Source organism: Ruegeria sp. B10, assembly GCF_056539825.1.
In genome coordinates this window covers 96,359-111,759 of sequence record NZ_JBQFVP010000010.1, presented here as the reverse complement: position 1 = coordinate 111,759, position 15,401 = coordinate 96,359, and the positions used below count along the sequence as shown (strand labels likewise).

General features: G+C 59.2%; 11 protein-coding genes. 6 read left to right on the top strand and 5 right to left on the bottom strand.

Annotated elements, in window-relative coordinates; all coding sequences use genetic code 11:
* Window positions 1-35 precede the first annotated feature (35 nt).
* On the top strand, window positions 36-1,676 hold the full coding sequence (locus ACR0J4_RS15030; RefSeq protein WP_480668725.1) for a sulfatase-like hydrolase/transferase: 1,641 nt from the start codon (window positions 36-38) through the stop codon (window positions 1,674-1,676).
* Here ACR0J4_RS15030 and ACR0J4_RS15025 read toward each other — a convergent pair.
* Window positions 1,673-3,094, bottom strand: a complete 1,422-nt coding sequence (locus ACR0J4_RS15025; protein WP_170641217.1) for a pyridoxal phosphate-dependent decarboxylase family protein — start codon at window positions 3,092-3,094, stop codon at window positions 1,673-1,675. The two genes, ACR0J4_RS15030 and ACR0J4_RS15025, sit on opposite strands and share 4 nt — an antisense overlap.
* Window positions 3,095-3,097: 3 nt before the next feature.
* Window positions 3,098-4,231: a DUF819 family protein gene (locus ACR0J4_RS15020; RefSeq protein ID WP_170641220.1), complete on the bottom strand. Its 1,134-nt coding sequence runs from the start codon at window positions 4,229-4,231 to the stop codon at window positions 3,098-3,100.
* 213 nt (window positions 4,232-4,444) lie between these two features.
* Between ACR0J4_RS15020 and gpmI the strand changes: the two genes are divergently transcribed.
* The 3 genes from gpmI to ACR0J4_RS15005 are packed head-to-tail and all read left to right on the top strand — an operon-like array spanning window position 4,445 to window position 8,430.
* Window positions 4,445-5,959, top strand: coding sequence for a 2,3-bisphosphoglycerate-independent phosphoglycerate mutase (gene gpmI / locus ACR0J4_RS15015; protein ID WP_170641222.1), 1,515 nt, complete (start codon window positions 4,445-4,447; stop codon window positions 5,957-5,959).
* The gene (locus ACR0J4_RS15010; protein ID WP_170641224.1) at window positions 5,956-7,086 is read left to right on the top strand and encodes a peptidase M23; all 1,131 of its coding nucleotides are present in this window, start codon (window positions 5,956-5,958) and stop codon (window positions 7,084-7,086) included. The genes gpmI and ACR0J4_RS15010 overlap by 4 nt, the downstream gene beginning before the upstream one ends.
* A 6-nt stretch (window positions 7,087-7,092) precedes the next feature.
* A complete protein-coding gene (locus ACR0J4_RS15005) occupies window positions 7,093-8,430 on the top strand; it encodes a S41 family peptidase (protein ID WP_170554976.1) in 1,338 nt (445 codons plus the stop codon).
* A gap of 31 nt (window positions 8,431-8,461) precedes the next feature.
* Here the strand turns inward: ACR0J4_RS15005 and ACR0J4_RS15000 are convergent, their stop codons facing one another.
* The 3 genes from ACR0J4_RS15000 to ACR0J4_RS14990 form a co-directional block, all read right to left on the bottom strand.
* On the bottom strand, window positions 8,462-9,988 hold the full coding sequence (locus ACR0J4_RS15000) for an MFS transporter (RefSeq protein WP_170641226.1): 1,527 nt from the start codon (window positions 9,986-9,988) through the stop codon (window positions 8,462-8,464).
* Window positions 9,989-10,065: 77 nt separating this feature from the next.
* Window positions 10,066-10,425 (bottom strand): hypothetical protein, encoded by a 360-nt coding sequence (locus ACR0J4_RS14995; RefSeq protein ID WP_170641228.1) that lies wholly within the window; start codon window positions 10,423-10,425, stop codon window positions 10,066-10,068.
* Between the two features lie 11 nt (window positions 10,426-10,436).
* Window positions 10,437-11,198: a DUF6478 family protein gene (locus ACR0J4_RS14990; RefSeq protein ID WP_170641230.1), complete on the bottom strand. Its 762-nt coding sequence runs from the start codon at window positions 11,196-11,198 to the stop codon at window positions 10,437-10,439.
* 204 nt (window positions 11,199-11,402) lie between these two features.
* On the opposite strand from ACR0J4_RS14990, the gene ACR0J4_RS14985 reads away from it, so the two are divergent.
* Together ACR0J4_RS14985 and ACR0J4_RS14980 are read left to right on the top strand one after the other, a co-directional pair.
* Entirely contained in the window at window positions 11,403-14,510 is a 3,108-nt protein-coding gene (locus ACR0J4_RS14985) for an ABC transporter transmembrane domain-containing protein (RefSeq protein ID WP_170641232.1), read from the top strand.
* A complete protein-coding gene (locus ACR0J4_RS14980; protein ID WP_170641233.1) occupies window positions 14,497-15,393 on the top strand; it encodes a type II CAAX endopeptidase family protein in 897 nt (298 codons plus the stop codon). The genes ACR0J4_RS14985 and ACR0J4_RS14980 overlap by 14 nt, the downstream gene beginning before the upstream one ends.
* Window positions 15,394-15,401: the final 8 nt, after the last annotated feature.

Genomic DNA, 15,401 nt, shown 5'->3' with positions numbered 1-15,401 from the left:
CGCGTGTGGCCAAAGCCAAGAATATCCTGTTCATCATGTTCGACCAGCTGCGCTGGGATTACCTGAGCTGCTACGGGCATCCGCACCTCCACACGCCCAATATCGACCGTCTGGCGGCTCGGGGTGTGCGATTCAATCGCGCCTATATCCAATCGCCGATTTGCGGCAGTTCGCGCATGTCGACCTATACGGGTCGGTACGTACATTCGCATGGTGCCTCGTGGAACGGGATCCCCTTGAAGGTTGGCGAGATGACCATGGGCGACCACCTGCGCAAGGCGGGGATGGAATGCTGGCTGGTTGGCAAAACCCATATGCGCGCGGATGCAGAGGGCATGGCGCGGCTCGGCCTTGAACCGGACAGCCTGATTGGCGCTCGTGTGGCGGAATGTGGTTTTGATGTCTTCGAACGCGACGACGGGATGCGCCCCGAAGGGCCGGACGGGTTTTATGACCCCGATGGGGCCAAGGCCTACAATGAATACCTGCGCGACAAAGGCTATGAAAGCGACAACCCCTGGCATGACTTCGCAAATTCTGGTTTGGACGCGCACGGCAATGTTCTGTCCGGCTGGTTCCTGAAAAACTCGTGCGAGGCTGCGAACATTGCCGAAGAAGACAGCGAGACTCCCTATCTGACCGGGCGCGGGATCGAGTTCATGGAAACCCATGACGCCCCATGGTGCTGTCACCTGAGCTTCATCAAACCGCACTGGCCCTATATCGTGCCAGAGCCATATGCCTCGATGTACGGACCTGAGCATGTACTGCCGGTGGTGCGATCCGATGAGGAACGCCAAAATGCGCATCCGGTGTCGAAAGCGTTCATGGAGACCAAAATCGGTGAGACCTTCTCGCGCCAGGATGTGCGTGAGGCGGTGATCCCGGCCTATATGGGCCTAATCAAGCAGGCCGATGATCAAATGGGCCGGTTGTTCGACTGGATGGAGCAGACCGGTCGGATGGACGATACGATGATCGTCCTGACATCGGATCACGGGGATTTTCTCGGCGACCATTGGATGGGCGAAAAGACGTTCTTCCACGATACCTCGACCAAAATGCCACTGATCATCTATGACCCTTCGCCCGAGGCCGACGCGACCCGAGGCATGGTGAGCGATGCGCTGGTCGAATCCATTGATCTTGCTCCGACGTTCGTCGAAGTGGCCGGAGGCGACGTCGCCAATCATATCCTCGAAGGTCATTCCCTGCTGCCGATCCTGCATGGGCAGGCGCAGGAGCTGCCTCGTGATGTTGTGATCTGCGAATACGACTATTCCGCATCACCAATCGCCGAGCGGATGAACGCCTCGGTCCGCGATGCGGTGATGTTCATGGTCGCCAACAAACGTTGGAAGCTGATCCATTGCGAAGGTGGGCACCGTCCGATTCTGTTCGATCTGGAAAACGACCCGGAGGAGCTGGTTGATCTGGGCGACAGCGAAGATCATGCCGAGGTGATCAGTGAAATGTATGACCACCTGTTCGCCTGGGCACGCCGCCCGTCACAGCGCACGACGCGGTCTGAACAGCAACTGATCGAGATGCGAACCAAAAGCCGGGGCAGGGGGATCGTGTTGGGGATCTACGACGAAAATGACATGCCGCTAGACCTGACGGTCAAATACCGAAACCGGAAAGCCAAGCCGTACAAGAGTTATCTGAAGGACTAACTGCGCCGCGCTTTCCACTGAACATATCGGGCCATGCCGCGTTCCAGCAGGTTCGGGGTCTTGCCGTCATCCAGATGCAAATCTCCACCACCGGCCCGGTACATCTCGGCAAACACATCCAGCACCTTGGATTTCACCATGCCGCGCAGTGGGACATGGGCCATCATGCCATAGGTCGCGGCCCCACCGGTTTTCGCGAGCTCGGGGTTGGCCCGCACGGTGGCAACGGCCTGCGCCAGATCGCTCAGGTATTCATCGGTGACGTGCCGGTGTTTGGCCGTCACCATACAGTGGATGCCGTCGGGATTCTGCACGCGATTGAGGCTCCAACCGGCGCGCTCCAATTGGTCCGCGACGGCGTAGATGTTCAGGTTTGGGTCGCTGGACCCATAGGCCAGCAGCGGCCCCTGCGGGTTCCCCAGAATGTGCAGCCCGTCGATGGCGGTTATCCCGGCTTTCAGCGCCTCGACCGCCTCGGTCGTGTCTTTGGCCAGACGGCAATACCCCTCGACCCCCAGCTTTTGCATCACGGCCCAGGCCGCCGCATAGGCCCCGCCTGGTCGCGTGCCCAGCAATGCGGGTGAGGCAAAAACGCCACCGGGCCAATCCTGACAGACGAACATCTGGTGCTTCAACAGGTCCAGATTGCGGTAAAGGATGGTCGAGGCCCCCTTGGCCGCATAGCCGTATTTGTGCAGATCGGCCGAGATCGACGTCACCCCCGGCACCCGGAAATCCCAATCGGGCAGATCGACACCGTTCCGCTCCATGAAGGGCAGGATCAGCCCGCCGACGCAGGCGTCGATATGCAAGGGAATGCCCTTGGATTGCGCGATCTTGCCCATCTCGGCAATCGGGTCGATGGTGCCATGCGGGTATTCCGGGGCAGAGCCCAGGATCAACACTGTGCCCGCGTCGATCATGCGTTTCAGTTTGGAAATGTCGGTCGCATAGTCTGCGGTCATCGGCAGCAGGCGGGCCTTGACGCCGAAATACTCCGCCGCCTTGAACCACGCCACATGCGCCGTCTTGGGCAGGATCATGTTGGGCCGCGTCACCTTGCGCGTTTTGCGGGCCATGTCGCGGTAGGTTTTGACCGCCATCAGGCAGCTTTCCGTCCCGCCCGCCGTCACCACGCCGCAGGTCTCGGGCCCGCCATGCAGCAACCCGGCCATGGTCGAGATGATCTGCGTCTCCATCCGTTTCAGGCTTTGAAATGCGGCGGGGTTCAACCCGTTGGCCGACGAAAAGGCGCTATAGGCTTGGGCGGTGAAGGCGTCGTGGTCGTCGTCGAGATGGTACACAAGGCTCCACGTCCGGCCCTCGCGATAATTGGGGTCGCCTTCGGCAAAGGATTTCAACTCGTCCAGAACTTCGGCCTCGGGTCGTCCCGTTTCAGGCAGTTTCTGATGATCCATATCCTATCCTTTCCCGGCCAAAAGCAGCGCCAGTGAAATGCCCAGATAGTTGCCGATGGCAAAGCCCAGAATGCCCGTCGCCATGCCCGACATCAAGGTCGCTGGGTTGCGCAAGCTGCGCGCGACCATGGGCACAAAGGCAGGCGACATGACCGCCGCGACCGAGGTGATCAGGAACGTATCTCGGTCGACCCCGGCGGTGCGTGCAAGCAGTGCGTGCAGACCGAAACTGCCGAAGGTGGCGATCAGCACAAAGCCAAGAATTGACAGATCCATATCGCGCAACTCGGCCAGGTCCATTGACGCCGCAACGCTGAATGAAAACACGTAAAGCAGGTACATGCCCATATGAGGTGCGGCCCGGTTTTTGCGCAAAGACGGTGTGACCGAACCAAGCAGACCCAGAGATGTCAGAAGAACCACGGTCATGACCTGCGAGGGCGCAAAGCTGAACAGAGGGGCCAGAAGCACCGCCGCGGCCACGCAAAACGCACTAACCAGAAAAGCGACCACCCCCTGACGGAGCATATTTGGCGCATTGGCCTCGACCGCGTCAGGAAGCTGCGTGTCGCGGGCAGCCGGAAACGGCTTAAGAAAGCGGGCAAAAACAAACGGGGCTAGCGTCAGAACAAACAGCAGGTAACCTGTGCCGACAACAGTATCGACGGTTGCAAACAGCAGATATCGGTTCTCGGGGATATCGAGCGCTAGTTTGATCGCGCCCATATTCGCAAGGCCGCCCGTATACATCCCCACTGCCATGCCGGAAAGCTGCTCACTCTGCGCGGTGCCGCCTGCTTGGAAAGCAAAGAAAAGGCCCGTTGCAACGAGCGTGACCGAAACAACGGCCAGCGCCATCGACAAGAGCGCAGAACCTGCGATCCGCCCCCATGCCCCAACGTCGACTCCAAACAGCAGCAAAGGCAGGGCCAGTCCTAAGGTAGCCTCCATGACCCCGTCACGGACCTGACCGGCCACGTCAGGCTGCAGACCAGACAGCCCCAACGCCAACCCGGCCATATAGCACAGCACAATCGGCCCCAGCCGCTCGGCCAAAGTCGAATGCCGTGCAAGCAGCATCATCGCGGCGGGCGCCAAAAGGTAGATCAGTGCGAAGACTGAGATCTCTGGCCGCATAGGTTCCCTCTCCCTGAAGGTGAGACTAGGCAGCACCTCGCGGTTCGCACAAGGTGGTCTGACGTAAGGTTCACGTTCCTTTCGGGTAAGGAAATCCGGGTATCGGGGTCGGTTTACGAAACGATTAAATCTGCTCCGATGGGCGCAAAGGCGGTTCACCCCAAAGCGGTCAGGCGATAGAAGGTTCGCCAAGAGCAGTTACCGGAGACCAAAATGGCCACGCCCAAACCCGTAGTCCTGTGTATTCTTGATGGTTGGGGATTGTCCGAAGACACTCAGGCCAACGCGCCATACTTGGCCGATACGCCAACATTCGATGCGATCATGCAGGGCCCGCATGCCACGCTGATAACGCATGGGCCGGATGTGGGTTTGCCCAGCGGTCAGATGGGAAATTCCGAGGTTGGGCACACCAATATCGGTGCGGGCCGTGTGGTGGCGATGGACCTGGGCCAGATTGATCTGGCGATCGAGGATGGCTCATTTTTTAACAACGCCGCGCTGCAAGCCTTCATTGCTAAGGTGAAAGCGACGGGCGGGACGGCGCATCTGATGGGGCTAGCCTCGGATGGTGGTGTCCATGGGCATGTGAACCACATCGTTGCGGCGGCCAAAGCGATCACGGATGCCGGCGTTCCGGTGGCTCTGCATGCAGTGACCGACGGGCGCGATGTCGCTCCGAAATCAGCCTTCACCTACATTGCCGAGCTTGAAGAACGCCTGCCTGAAGGCGCGCGTATCGTCACCGTCTGCGGGCGTTACTTCGCCATGGACCGCGACAACCGGTGGGAGCGTGTCAGCCAAGCCTACAACGCCATGATCAAAGGACAGGGCCGTGCCGGTACCTCGGCGCATGGGGCAGTGGATCAAGCCTACAACCAATCGGAGACGGATGAGTTCATAGTGCCGACCGTGCTGGAAGGCTATGATGGCGTCAAAGATGGCGACGGGTTCTTCTGCCTGAATTTCCGCGCCGACCGTGCGCGGGAAATCCTGCGCGCGATTGCCGAGCCGGGCTTTGACGATTTCGACACCGGCCCACGCGCGGTTCTGTCCGCCTTGTTGGGCATGGTCGAATACTCCGACGGCCACAACGCCTATATGACGACGGTGTTCCCCAAACGGGCCATCGTGAACACTCTGGGCGAGTGGGTGGCCAAGCAGGGATTGCGTCAGTTCCGTCTGGCCGAAACCGAGAAATACCCCCATGTCACCTTCTTCCTGAACGGTGGCAAGGAGGTCCCCGAGACTGGCGAAGATCGCTTCATGCCCAAATCGCCCAAAGTGGCCACCTATGATCTGCAGCCCGAAATGTCCTCGGCCGAGGTGACGGACAAGTTCGTTGAGGCAATCGAGGCTGGCTATGATCTGATCGTCACCAACTACGCCAACCCCGATATGGTCGGCCATACCGGAGATCTGAGCGCTGCGATCAAAGCCTGTGAGGCCGTGGATCAAGGTCTGGCTCGCGTGGTTGCCGCACTGGAAAAAGCCGGTGGGGCGATGATCGTCACTGCCGATCACGGCAATTGCGAAGTAATGGTGGATCCGGAGACAGGTGGCCCGCATACCGCGCACACGCTTAATCCGGTACCGGTGGCTTTGGTTGGCGGGCCCGAGGGGGCGACGCTCCGCACCGGGCGATTGTCGGACCTTGCGCCCACCTTGCTGGCACTGATGAACCTGCCCAAACCGCCTGAGATGACTGGGGAAAGCCTGCTGTCATGAGGGGTCTCGCCGCAGCCTTGGCGGTGCTCTTGTGTGGCTCGGCTAAGGCGCAGAACACGCCTTCTCAGGCAGCGCTGGCGGCGGCCGAGATGTTGGAACAGGCGTCAATCTCGCTGTCCGAGGCTGAAAGCGCCCGCGACCGGGTGCGCGCTCTGACAGTGACGATCCAAGCCTACGAGGCTGGGTTATCCGCCATGCGTGACGGGTTGCGCATGGCGGCCACGCGCGAGGCGCAGCTGTCGGCCGAGCTGCGTGCGCGGGAACAGGATGTCGCGCAGTTGCTGGGTGTATTGCAGACCATAGAAACGACCGCCCCGCCGGTGCTGATGTTGCACCCTTCGGGCCCCTTGGGGGCTGCGCGGGCCGGGATGATGCTGTCCGAGGTGACACCAGGCCTGAATGCCAAGGCGCAGGCTTTGGCACAGGATTTGCAAGAGGTTCAGACCTTGCGAGTACTGCAGCAGGATGCGGCGGAAACCCTGACAGAAGGTCTGACCGGCGTGCAATCTGCCCGCACACGCCTGAGCGAGGCCATCGCGGATCGCACCGGGTTGCCGCAGCGCTTTGTTGAAGACCCGATCAAAACGGCGATCCTGATCTCTTCGACCGAAACACTCGATGGGTTCGCAACAGGCCTATCCGAAATCTCGGAAGGGGAGATCGCGCAAAGTGACGACTCTATTCAAAGCCGCAAGGGCGAAGTGCCTCTGCCGGTTCAAGGCGTTTTATTGCACCGGGCCGGGGAAACAGACGCAGCGGGCGTGACGCGGCCGGGGCTCGTGCTTGGTGCGCGCCCGCGTGCCCTGGTAACAACGCCCACGGCGGCTACAATTCGCTACCGAGGTCCGCTTCTGGACCTGGGAAATCTGATCATTCTTGAGCCTCAGCCCGGCCTTCTGTTTGTCTTTTCGGGCTTGCAGGAAGTCTACGGAGACATAGGTCAAGTGATACCAGAGGGCACTCCGGTCGGTTTGATGCCCGGTGAAACGCCGGAAATCGGTGCTATTTTGTCAACTCGTGGTGATGGCACTGGAACTGACCGGTCAGAAACGCTCTATATAGAGGTCAGAGAAGATAACAGCCCCGTGGACCCCGAGTCGTGGTTTCGGACCAGCAAGGATGGATAAACGAGTATGAAGAAATTTGTGATGGCCGGACTGGCCGGAACGGTTGCAGGCATCATTGCAACAACTCAGATCGCAGGACCCCTGCTGGCGCAGGAGGCCGAGAGCAAGGCCAATGTCTACCAACAACTCGACCTGTTCGGTGACATTTTCGAACGCATCCGCGCGCAATATGTCGAAGAGGTTGAGCCGGAAGAGCTGATCGAAGCCGCGATTGACGGCATGTTGACCTCGCTTGATCCGCATTCCAGCTACCTGTCGCCTGACGACGCCGAACAGATGCGCGTCCAGACCCGAGGTGAGTTTGGTGGGCTTGGTATCGAGGTCACGCAAGAGGAAGGCTTTGTCAAGGTCGTCTCTCCGATTGACGACACGCCCGCTGATGAAGCCGGGATCGAGGCCGGAGATTTCATCACCCATGTGGATGGCGAAAGCATTCTGGGCCTGACGCTGGACAAGGCGGTTGAACTGATGCGCGGCCCTGTTGGGTCGGAAATCGTGATCACCGTTGTGCGTGAGGGCGAGCCTGATCCGTTCGATGTCACCATCATTCGCGATACGATCAAACTGACAGCTGTCCGCGCGCGAACCGAGGGCACCAGCGTCGTCATGCGTGTGACCACGTTCAATGATCAGACCTTCCCGAACCTGCAAGCCGGAATGGAAGAGCAGATCGAGGAAGCGGGCGGGATCGACAAGGTCAACGGCTTTGTGCTGGACCTGCGCAACAATCCCGGCGGCCTGCTGACACAGGCGATCAAAGTCTCGGACGCGTTCCTGAACGAAGGTGAGATTGTCTCGACCCGGGGCCGTGACCCGCAGGACGGCGAGCGGTTCAACGCGACCCCCGGTGATCTGGCCGAAGGCAAGCCAATTGTGGTGCTGATCAATGGCGGCTCGGCCTCGGCCTCCGAAATCGTGGCTGGTGCCCTGCAAGACCACCGTCGCGCGATTGTTGTTGGCACCAAGAGCTTTGGTAAAGGCTCGGTGCAGACGGTGATGCCGCTGCGCGGTGACGGTGCGATGCGTCTGACCACCTCGCGTTACTACACGCCGTCTGGCCGCTCCATCCAGGCGTTAGGTGTCAGCCCGGACATTATCGTAGAACAACCGCGCCCGGCTCCGGAAACCGAAGAAGAGGATGATCGTCCGGCACGTTCCGAGGCGGATCTTCGCGGCAGTCTGAACAATGACAGCCTCAGCGAGGATGAAATCCGCCAGATCGAAGAAGATCGCGCCAAGGCCGAAGCCACAGCTGAGCTGCGGGAAGAGGATTATCAGCTGGCTTATGCCATCGACATCCTCAAAGGTCTGTCGGCGTTCAATCCTGACGGTCCGTCTCAGTAAAATCCAAAGGGTCGCGCCAGGCGCGGCCCTTTCAACTTTCGATCTTGTGCAGCTTGGCTTCGTCTAGCATCAACGCCAGAAGAATGCCCAACGAGACCGAAATCGTGGAAAAGATGAACGCCATACTCATGCCGCTGTCAAAGGCGGTGGTGAGGGCGGATTTGACTGCCTCGACCTGATCCGCGTTCAGCTTTGCCATCACCGCATGCGCAGAGTCGGTGCTAAGGGAACCGCCATTGATCGCCCTTTGCTCGGCGTCGGTCAGATCAATGCCAGCGGCGGCAAGCTTGTCCCGCAGGGTAGACAGCGACACCGCATACATAATAGCCGTTGCACAGGCGACCGAGATTGCCCCGTAGACCAGATGCGTCATGAAGCTGAGGCCACCAACCAGCCCGGCGCGTTCGGGTTTGACCGCACATACCGCAGCAGTTCCGGACGGCCCGACCGTTAGTGTCGCGCCCAACCCGATCATCGCCATACCCGGCAGGATGTGGAAATAGCCCAAGCTGCTGGGCAGGATCACGATACTGGCCGATCCGACAGTCGCCAACACATAGCCCCAAAACAACAGGCGTTTTGGTCCGAAATCATTGTAAAGCGTGCCGGAGACGATCGACCCCACCGCCAACAGGATAGTCAGAGGGGCCAGCCCAAGCGCCGATTGGAAAGTCGTCCAGCCCAGCACCTTTTGCATGTATTGCGGAAAGTACAACAACGCAACGAAGGCGGCTGAGACGTTGAACATATTCAGGCCAAGCGTGATCAGAAACTCTCTATTCTGCATTAGTTGCGGCAGCAGGAGCGGTTCCTTCACCCGCTTTTCAACGCGCGGAAACAGCAGGAACAGAACGGCGCTGACAAAGAACAGCAGCAAAAGCGGGATCGACGACCAGCCCCAATCGGCCCCCACGTCCAACCCATAGAGCAACAGAAGCACGGCAAAGGACAGGATCCCCATCCCGGCAAAGTCGATATGTTCGCCCTGTTTGTGCTGGGTCTCCCGCTCCATCAAAATCAGTGCGGTTGCCATCGAGATGCAGGAGAACACGACGTTGGCGAGGAAGAAGTATCGCCATTCACCGAAACTGACGGCAAGTCCGCTGATCATTGGGCCAAATACATTGCCCGTGGTCACGCCCGCCAGGATCAGACCCATGACAAGCGCGCGGTGTTCCTGTTTGGAGACTTTGGTGGCCCCAAAGGCCAAGGTGCAGGGCCAGACGCATCCTGCACCAATGCCTTGCAAGGCACGCGCGCCGATCAGGAAATCGAGGCCGGGGGCGAAGAAGCACATCACCGAGGCAAACAGAAAGATCGACAGGCCGATGATCATCACTCTGCGGTGTCCGTACATGTCGCCCAAGCGTCCTCCGGCGACCATGGTCATGGCGAAGAACAGTGCGTAAATGTTCAGAACCCACTGGGTGCTGGTGATATCGCTGTCAAAGCTGCTTTCGATCGACGGAACCAGCATCAGAGCCCCGGTAAAGTCGATGCCGATGCCAAATGCGGTCACCATCAAGGCAATGACTTTGATGATACTTTTGCGATCCATGGCGGCTTCCGGAGTGTTGCGGCTGCCTCAATGATGCATGTAAATGGCGAAAAAGATAGGAAAACCCGGGTAGCGGCTCAGCTCGGGTCCCGGCAAATTCTGCGAAAAGCTCGCTTGAGCATGTCAAGCTCACCGCGCAATAGCTCGACTTCGGCGCGTAGGTCGTCGGCGGCAGGTTCGCCCGATATCACCGTGAAATCACCCAGTTTCCGGGCCGTTGAGCGCTCGGATATGACAAAGCTGTGGACCCCGTCCGACAGAGCCGCGACCGGCACCGGGATGGTCACGGTCCAGCCGTCCTCGGCATCCGAGAGAGTGACGCCCTCGACATCTTCGCCACGGTACAACACCTGTATATCCGGCTGGGTCTGGGCGCGCAGATGCCCTTGCCAAATTCCGTTCTCAAACCGGGTTCGGGTCAATAGTGGCTCAGTCATTCCCAAGGACCTCACAAATCAGCGCGATGGTGGCGGCACAAAGTCAGGTCACGCAGAGTGACTCTGTTCATGCCGGGGTTTTCAAGGATTAGGTCCAACCAGACCTTCTCGATCCGTTTCTCATTCAACGGTAGATGGGCCAGATCGAAATCGACGCTGGGCGACGGGTTGGTCAGATCAAGCTTGCGCAGAACCTGTTCGGTATTCGGGCCGCTCAGGATGTTCAGCCGGGCAAAGAGGTCAATCTCCTGTTCCGCGTCAATATGCGTATCCAGACGGATAAGGTGCTGGAGGCTCAGACCCTGAGAGGCGTCGCTAGGCAGTTGGATCGAAAGCGACAGAAAACTGCCTTCGAAACCAAAAACCTCGACCTCAAAGTTGAAAGGGGCCAGATCATTGGGCAGACGGTTGCGGTTCTGACGCAGGGCGATCTCGGCCTGTGGGCAGTCATGAAACACCTGCACCTGATCATTGAGGGACGCTTTGCGCGGGGGTGAGGCAAGGCCAGGGGTTGTAAGGGGCCAGCGCCACAGATCGGGGCGCCAGCTCCAATCCGTGCCGATCGGTTTGGGAAACTGGTTCGAGCCGACTTGAGGGTCGCGCAGCCGCATATCTGCCGTGTCAATCACCTGCCTAAGCTGTGTTTGCAGGGCGCGCGCACTGTCGCGCTGGCGTCGCAGTTCGGCCTGAGGGGCGTTAGCCGCCATCTGCGCGGCATTGCGCCAGCGGTCCAAAACCCTGCGGTGAAAATAGCGTTCGAGAATCCTGCCCATGGTCCCTTCGTCCGACGTAGGACCTCTTTAGTCAAAGACCGGGCGGGGGACAAACCCGGAATTTTGATCTGTCGGATTTCGGTGGGTGTAGGCACCGTCGGTTCTTGCATTACGTCGGGTCTGTGCTTAGGGTCGGGCCTCTTGAAAAAGCGGGTCGCCAGCAACCACGCCACGCATCAGTTTTTCATTCGACAAGGCCCGGCCATGGAACCCACCCTGTTTTCGTTCATTTGGAAACACTCCAAAAAACAACAGCTTGTGCTGTTGGTTCTGACGGTTCTTTCGTTTCCGTTCCTTTATGCCTCGCTTGAGCTGCCCAAGCAGATCATCAACGACGCCATTGGTGCGCCCGCGGATACGGTCACGATCTGGGGGGTGACCGTCACGCAGATTCAATACCTTATGATCCTGTGTTTTGCCTTTCTGGCCACTGTGATCGCCAGCGGCTTGATGAAGATGCGCATCAACACGATGAAGGGCGTTCTGGCGGAACGGATGCTGCGTCGCTTGCGATTTACGCTGATCAACCGGTCGATGCGCTTCCCGAAATCGTATTTTGCCACCACCAGTCAGGGTGAGCTGGTGTCGATGATCACTTCCGAGGCCGAACCTATGGGTGGTCTGATGGGCGACGCCATCGCTCAGCCGGTGTTTCAGTTCGGTCAGATGATGACCATCGTCACCTTCCTGTTCATGCAGAGCGTCTGGTTCGGGCTGGCCAGTATCGCCCTCATCCCGCTACAGGCGTGGTTGATCCCGAAACTGCAACGTCAGATCAACCTGCTGAACAAAGAACGCATTCAGGAGGTCCGCCACCTGAGTTCCGAGATCGGCGAAAGTGCCGCTGGGATCAGCGATCTGCGCACCAATGGTGGCTGGCGCTACCGGTTGGCGCAGTTCAGCTACCGCCTGGGGAACTTGTTTGAGATCCGCTTCAAGATCTACAACAAAAAGTTCTTTATGAAGTTCCTCAACAATCTGATCACTCAGATGACGCCGTTCCTGTTCTACTCGGTCGGTGGATATCTGGCGATCACGGGTGAGGTGACTGTGGGTGCTCTGGTCGCCGCTTTGGGGGCGTACAAGGATCTGAGCGGCCCATGGAAGGATCTGCTGACCTATTACAATCAGGTGCAGGACATGTCGCTGCGCTGGGAGATCGTGACCGAACGCTTCGCCCCGTCCAACATGATCCCGGAACATCTGTTCGAAGGCCGCCCCGAGGTCATCCCGCACCTCACCGGCGATATCGAACTGCGGAACATCACCGTGCGCGATGATGACGGTAAAACCATTCTGGAAGACATCGATCTGAGAATTCCCAAGGGCGCGCGGGTGGCGATTCAGTCGACCAACGCGGCCGAACGCACCGCTCTGGCGCAGCTTTTGACGCGTGAGGTGGTGCCGGTTCAGGGCGAGGTAATGTTGGCCGGGCACAATCTGAACGAACTTCATCAGGCAGTGATTGCTGCTCGGATCGGTTACGCCTATTCGCGGCCATATCTGTTCGATGGAACTCTGGGTGACAACCTGCTGATGCCGCTGCGCCCCCATCCTCAGCACGAGACTGAGGCCAAGAAGGCCCCGACCCGCCGCCAGATCGAGGCCGTTCGGTCCGGCAATCCAATAGATTCGCTAGAGGATGAGTGGGTCGATCCGGGGCTGGCCGGGCTGGACGATATCGACGACATCCGCGCGTGGTGGTTCCAACTGGTCGAGGCGATGGGCATTGACGAGTTCATGTTGCGACGCACCCTTCGCACGCAGTTTGATCCGAAACTGCATCCGCGCCTGTCGCAAGAGCTTGTGAAACTGCGCGAGACCGTAGCCCTGAAATTGCAGGACAAGGGCCTCGATCGCTATGTCTATCGGTTCGACCCGGATCAGTTCAATCCTGCGGTGCCTTTGGGTGGTAACTTGCTATTTGCAACGCCCGCGCGGGATATCACACCCGAGTCTCTGGCTGGTGATCAGCGGTTCCGCAACATGTTGCGCAGCCATGATCTGGCCGAGGAAGCAATGAACATGGCCAGCACCGTGATCGAGACGTTGGACCAGGCCTTTGGTCGCGATGGCACCGATCACCCGCTTTTCCTGCGGTTGGGCATGTCCAAAGACATGTATCACCGGCTTTTGGACATCAAGGATCGCCTGAAAACCAAAGGGGCTGATGCGGTCTCAGAACCGGATTGTGCGCTGATGCTGACAGTACCGTTCCTATTGACGGCCGAGCAAATTGGCCCCGACTTTCCGGATGAATACAAGGACAAGATCCTTGCGATCCGAAAACAGCAATCCGCCGCCATGCATGAGGCGCTGGATGGGATGTTCGTTCCATTGTCACCTGACGCCTACTTCCCGCGCCTGACCGTGATCGAGAATGTCCTTTATGGGCGCGTTTCCCTCATGGCAGGCGCCCACGCCGAAGAGATTGAAGATCTGGTTGCCCAGGCCGTGAATGAGGCCGGTCTGCGCCGCCGCGCTGCGGCCACCATGTTCGACCTGCCCTCGGGTTTGGGGGGGAACAACCTGCCTACGGTGTTCCAAGAACGCGCATCTTTCTCGCGTGCGGGTATCAAGCGCCCCGATATCCTGATCCTCGATAAGGCGCTGGCCAGCCACGATTCGGAAAGTCGCCTGCGCACCCGGCTGCGCCTGCGGGAATTGCTTCCCGAGTCGATCATGATCTTCATGGAGGATCACTTTGCTCATCCCGAAGCCTATGACCTGTTCGTCGAGGTCAAGGATGGCCGCATCGATGGTGTCTCACGCACGCCCGTTCTGCATCAGGAGGGGGCTACTGCCGACCTCAGCAGAAAGCTCGAAATCATCTCGACCACCGAGCTTTTCTCGGGCATCGACGCGCGAAACCAACGGCTGCTGGCGTTCTCGGCGCAATGGTATGACGTCGCCGCGGGGCAGGTGATCTTCTCGCGCGGGCAGACGGCGGACGCAGCCTATCTTTGCATCCGGGGTCAGGCCCGGTTGGACTGGTCGGATGAAGATGGCAACAAACGCCCCATATCGATTGTTGAGCCGGGTCGCTTGATCGGGGATCTGTCGATCATTACCGGTGACCGCCGGCAACTTGATCTGGTCGCTAACAAAGATTGCGCCTTTCTGCGTATCGGAGCCGAAGAACTGCGCGCCGTTGTCGAAAGCGACGCCTCGGTCGCGACGCAGTTGCTGCAGACCGTTGCGGGATACCTGACCACGCTCGCCACGCGCGTGAACACGGTTGCAAACCCGGCGGATGTCTTCCCGGACGTGGTGCAGGAAACCATTCTTGACGAGGCCGATGACAATGATTGAACCCGCCGCCTATGCCGCGCATGAACATTTGGTGCGCGACGCCCGCGCGCGCCCTGATCTGTGGCGGCTGCTGGTCGGGCTGGCGATTGTTTGCACGCTCTATTTGGCGGCGAACACTGTTCTTTTTGCGGTTATAGGCGCCCTCATCCCCCCCTCTCAGGCCCAAGGGTTTTTGCGCGGCACGTCCCCCCTCGCGACATTTGTCCTGCTGGCCAGCTTTGGGTTTCTGACGATTGGCGTTGCTGTTGCTGCAAAACAGATGCAGCAAAGGTCGCTCTGGGCGATTCTCGGAGAGCGTCGTTTGGCGATCAGTCAATTCACACAGGTTTTGGTGGCCTTGGTGGTTCTCGGTCTGGCACTGGCAGCCCTACCGCCTTACGGAATGGGGGATCCGCTGACCCAGAACCTGGCGTTCTTGACCTGGATCGTACTGCTGCCGTTCGCGGCAGGCGCCGTGCTGATTCAGACCAGCGCCGAAGAGATCCTGTTTCGCGGCTACCTGCAGCAATCTCTGGCCGCGCGGTTTCAGTCACCGCTGATCTGGGTAGGCGTGCCTTCGGCCTTGTTTGCAGCGGGTCACTATGCGCCGGGGATTGCTGGCGACAACGCGCTGCTGGTTGCAGTCTGGTCCTGTGTGTTCGGCGTTCTGGCGGCTGATCTGACGGCTCGTTCTGGCACTTTGGGCCCAGCTATCGCCTTGCATTTCTTCAATAATGTGATCTCTCTCCTGATTATCTCATTGCCCGATACGCTCAGTGGTCTGGCCCTTTTCGTGCTGCCCTACGATATGTCGGACGGTGGAGTATTGCGGCAGTGGTTGTGGGTGGATTTCGGCTCGATGATGGTTTGTTGGCTGACAGCACGACTAGTCATCAGGCGCTGATTGCATTT

Excerpts from the sequence above, each read along its gene's own strand:
- ACR0J4_RS15025 (WP_170641217.1), bottom strand. The coding sequence starts at position 3,094 with ATGGATCATCAGAAACTGCCTGAAACGGGACGACCCGAGGCCGAAGTT.
- gpmI (WP_170641222.1), top strand. The coding sequence starts at position 4,445 with ATGGCCACGCCCAAACCCGTAGTCCTGTGTATTCTTGATGGTTGGGGA.
- ACR0J4_RS15020 (WP_170641220.1), bottom strand. The coding sequence starts at position 4,231 with ATGCGGCCAGAGATCTCAGTCTTCGCACTGATCTACCTTTTGGCGCCC.
- ACR0J4_RS15010 (WP_170641224.1), top strand. The coding sequence starts at position 5,956 with ATGAGGGGTCTCGCCGCAGCCTTGGCGGTGCTCTTGTGTGGCTCGGCT.
- ACR0J4_RS14980 (WP_170641233.1), top strand. The coding sequence starts at position 14,497 with ATGACAATGATTGAACCCGCCGCCTATGCCGCGCATGAACATTTGGTG.
- ACR0J4_RS15000 (WP_170641226.1), bottom strand. The coding sequence starts at position 9,988 with ATGGATCGCAAAAGTATCATCAAAGTCATTGCCTTGATGGTGACCGCA.
- ACR0J4_RS15005 (WP_170554976.1), top strand. The coding sequence starts at position 7,093 with ATGAAGAAATTTGTGATGGCCGGACTGGCCGGAACGGTTGCAGGCATC.
- ACR0J4_RS15030 (WP_480668725.1), top strand. The coding sequence starts at position 36 with ATGTTCGACCAGCTGCGCTGGGATTACCTGAGCTGCTACGGGCATCCG.
- ACR0J4_RS14990 (WP_170641230.1), bottom strand. The coding sequence starts at position 11,198 with ATGGGCAGGATTCTCGAACGCTATTTTCACCGCAGGGTTTTGGACCGC.
- ACR0J4_RS14985 (WP_170641232.1), top strand. The coding sequence starts at position 11,403 with ATGGAACCCACCCTGTTTTCGTTCATTTGGAAACACTCCAAAAAACAA.
- ACR0J4_RS14995 (WP_170641228.1), bottom strand. The coding sequence starts at position 10,425 with ATGACTGAGCCACTATTGACCCGAACCCGGTTTGAGAACGGAATTTGG.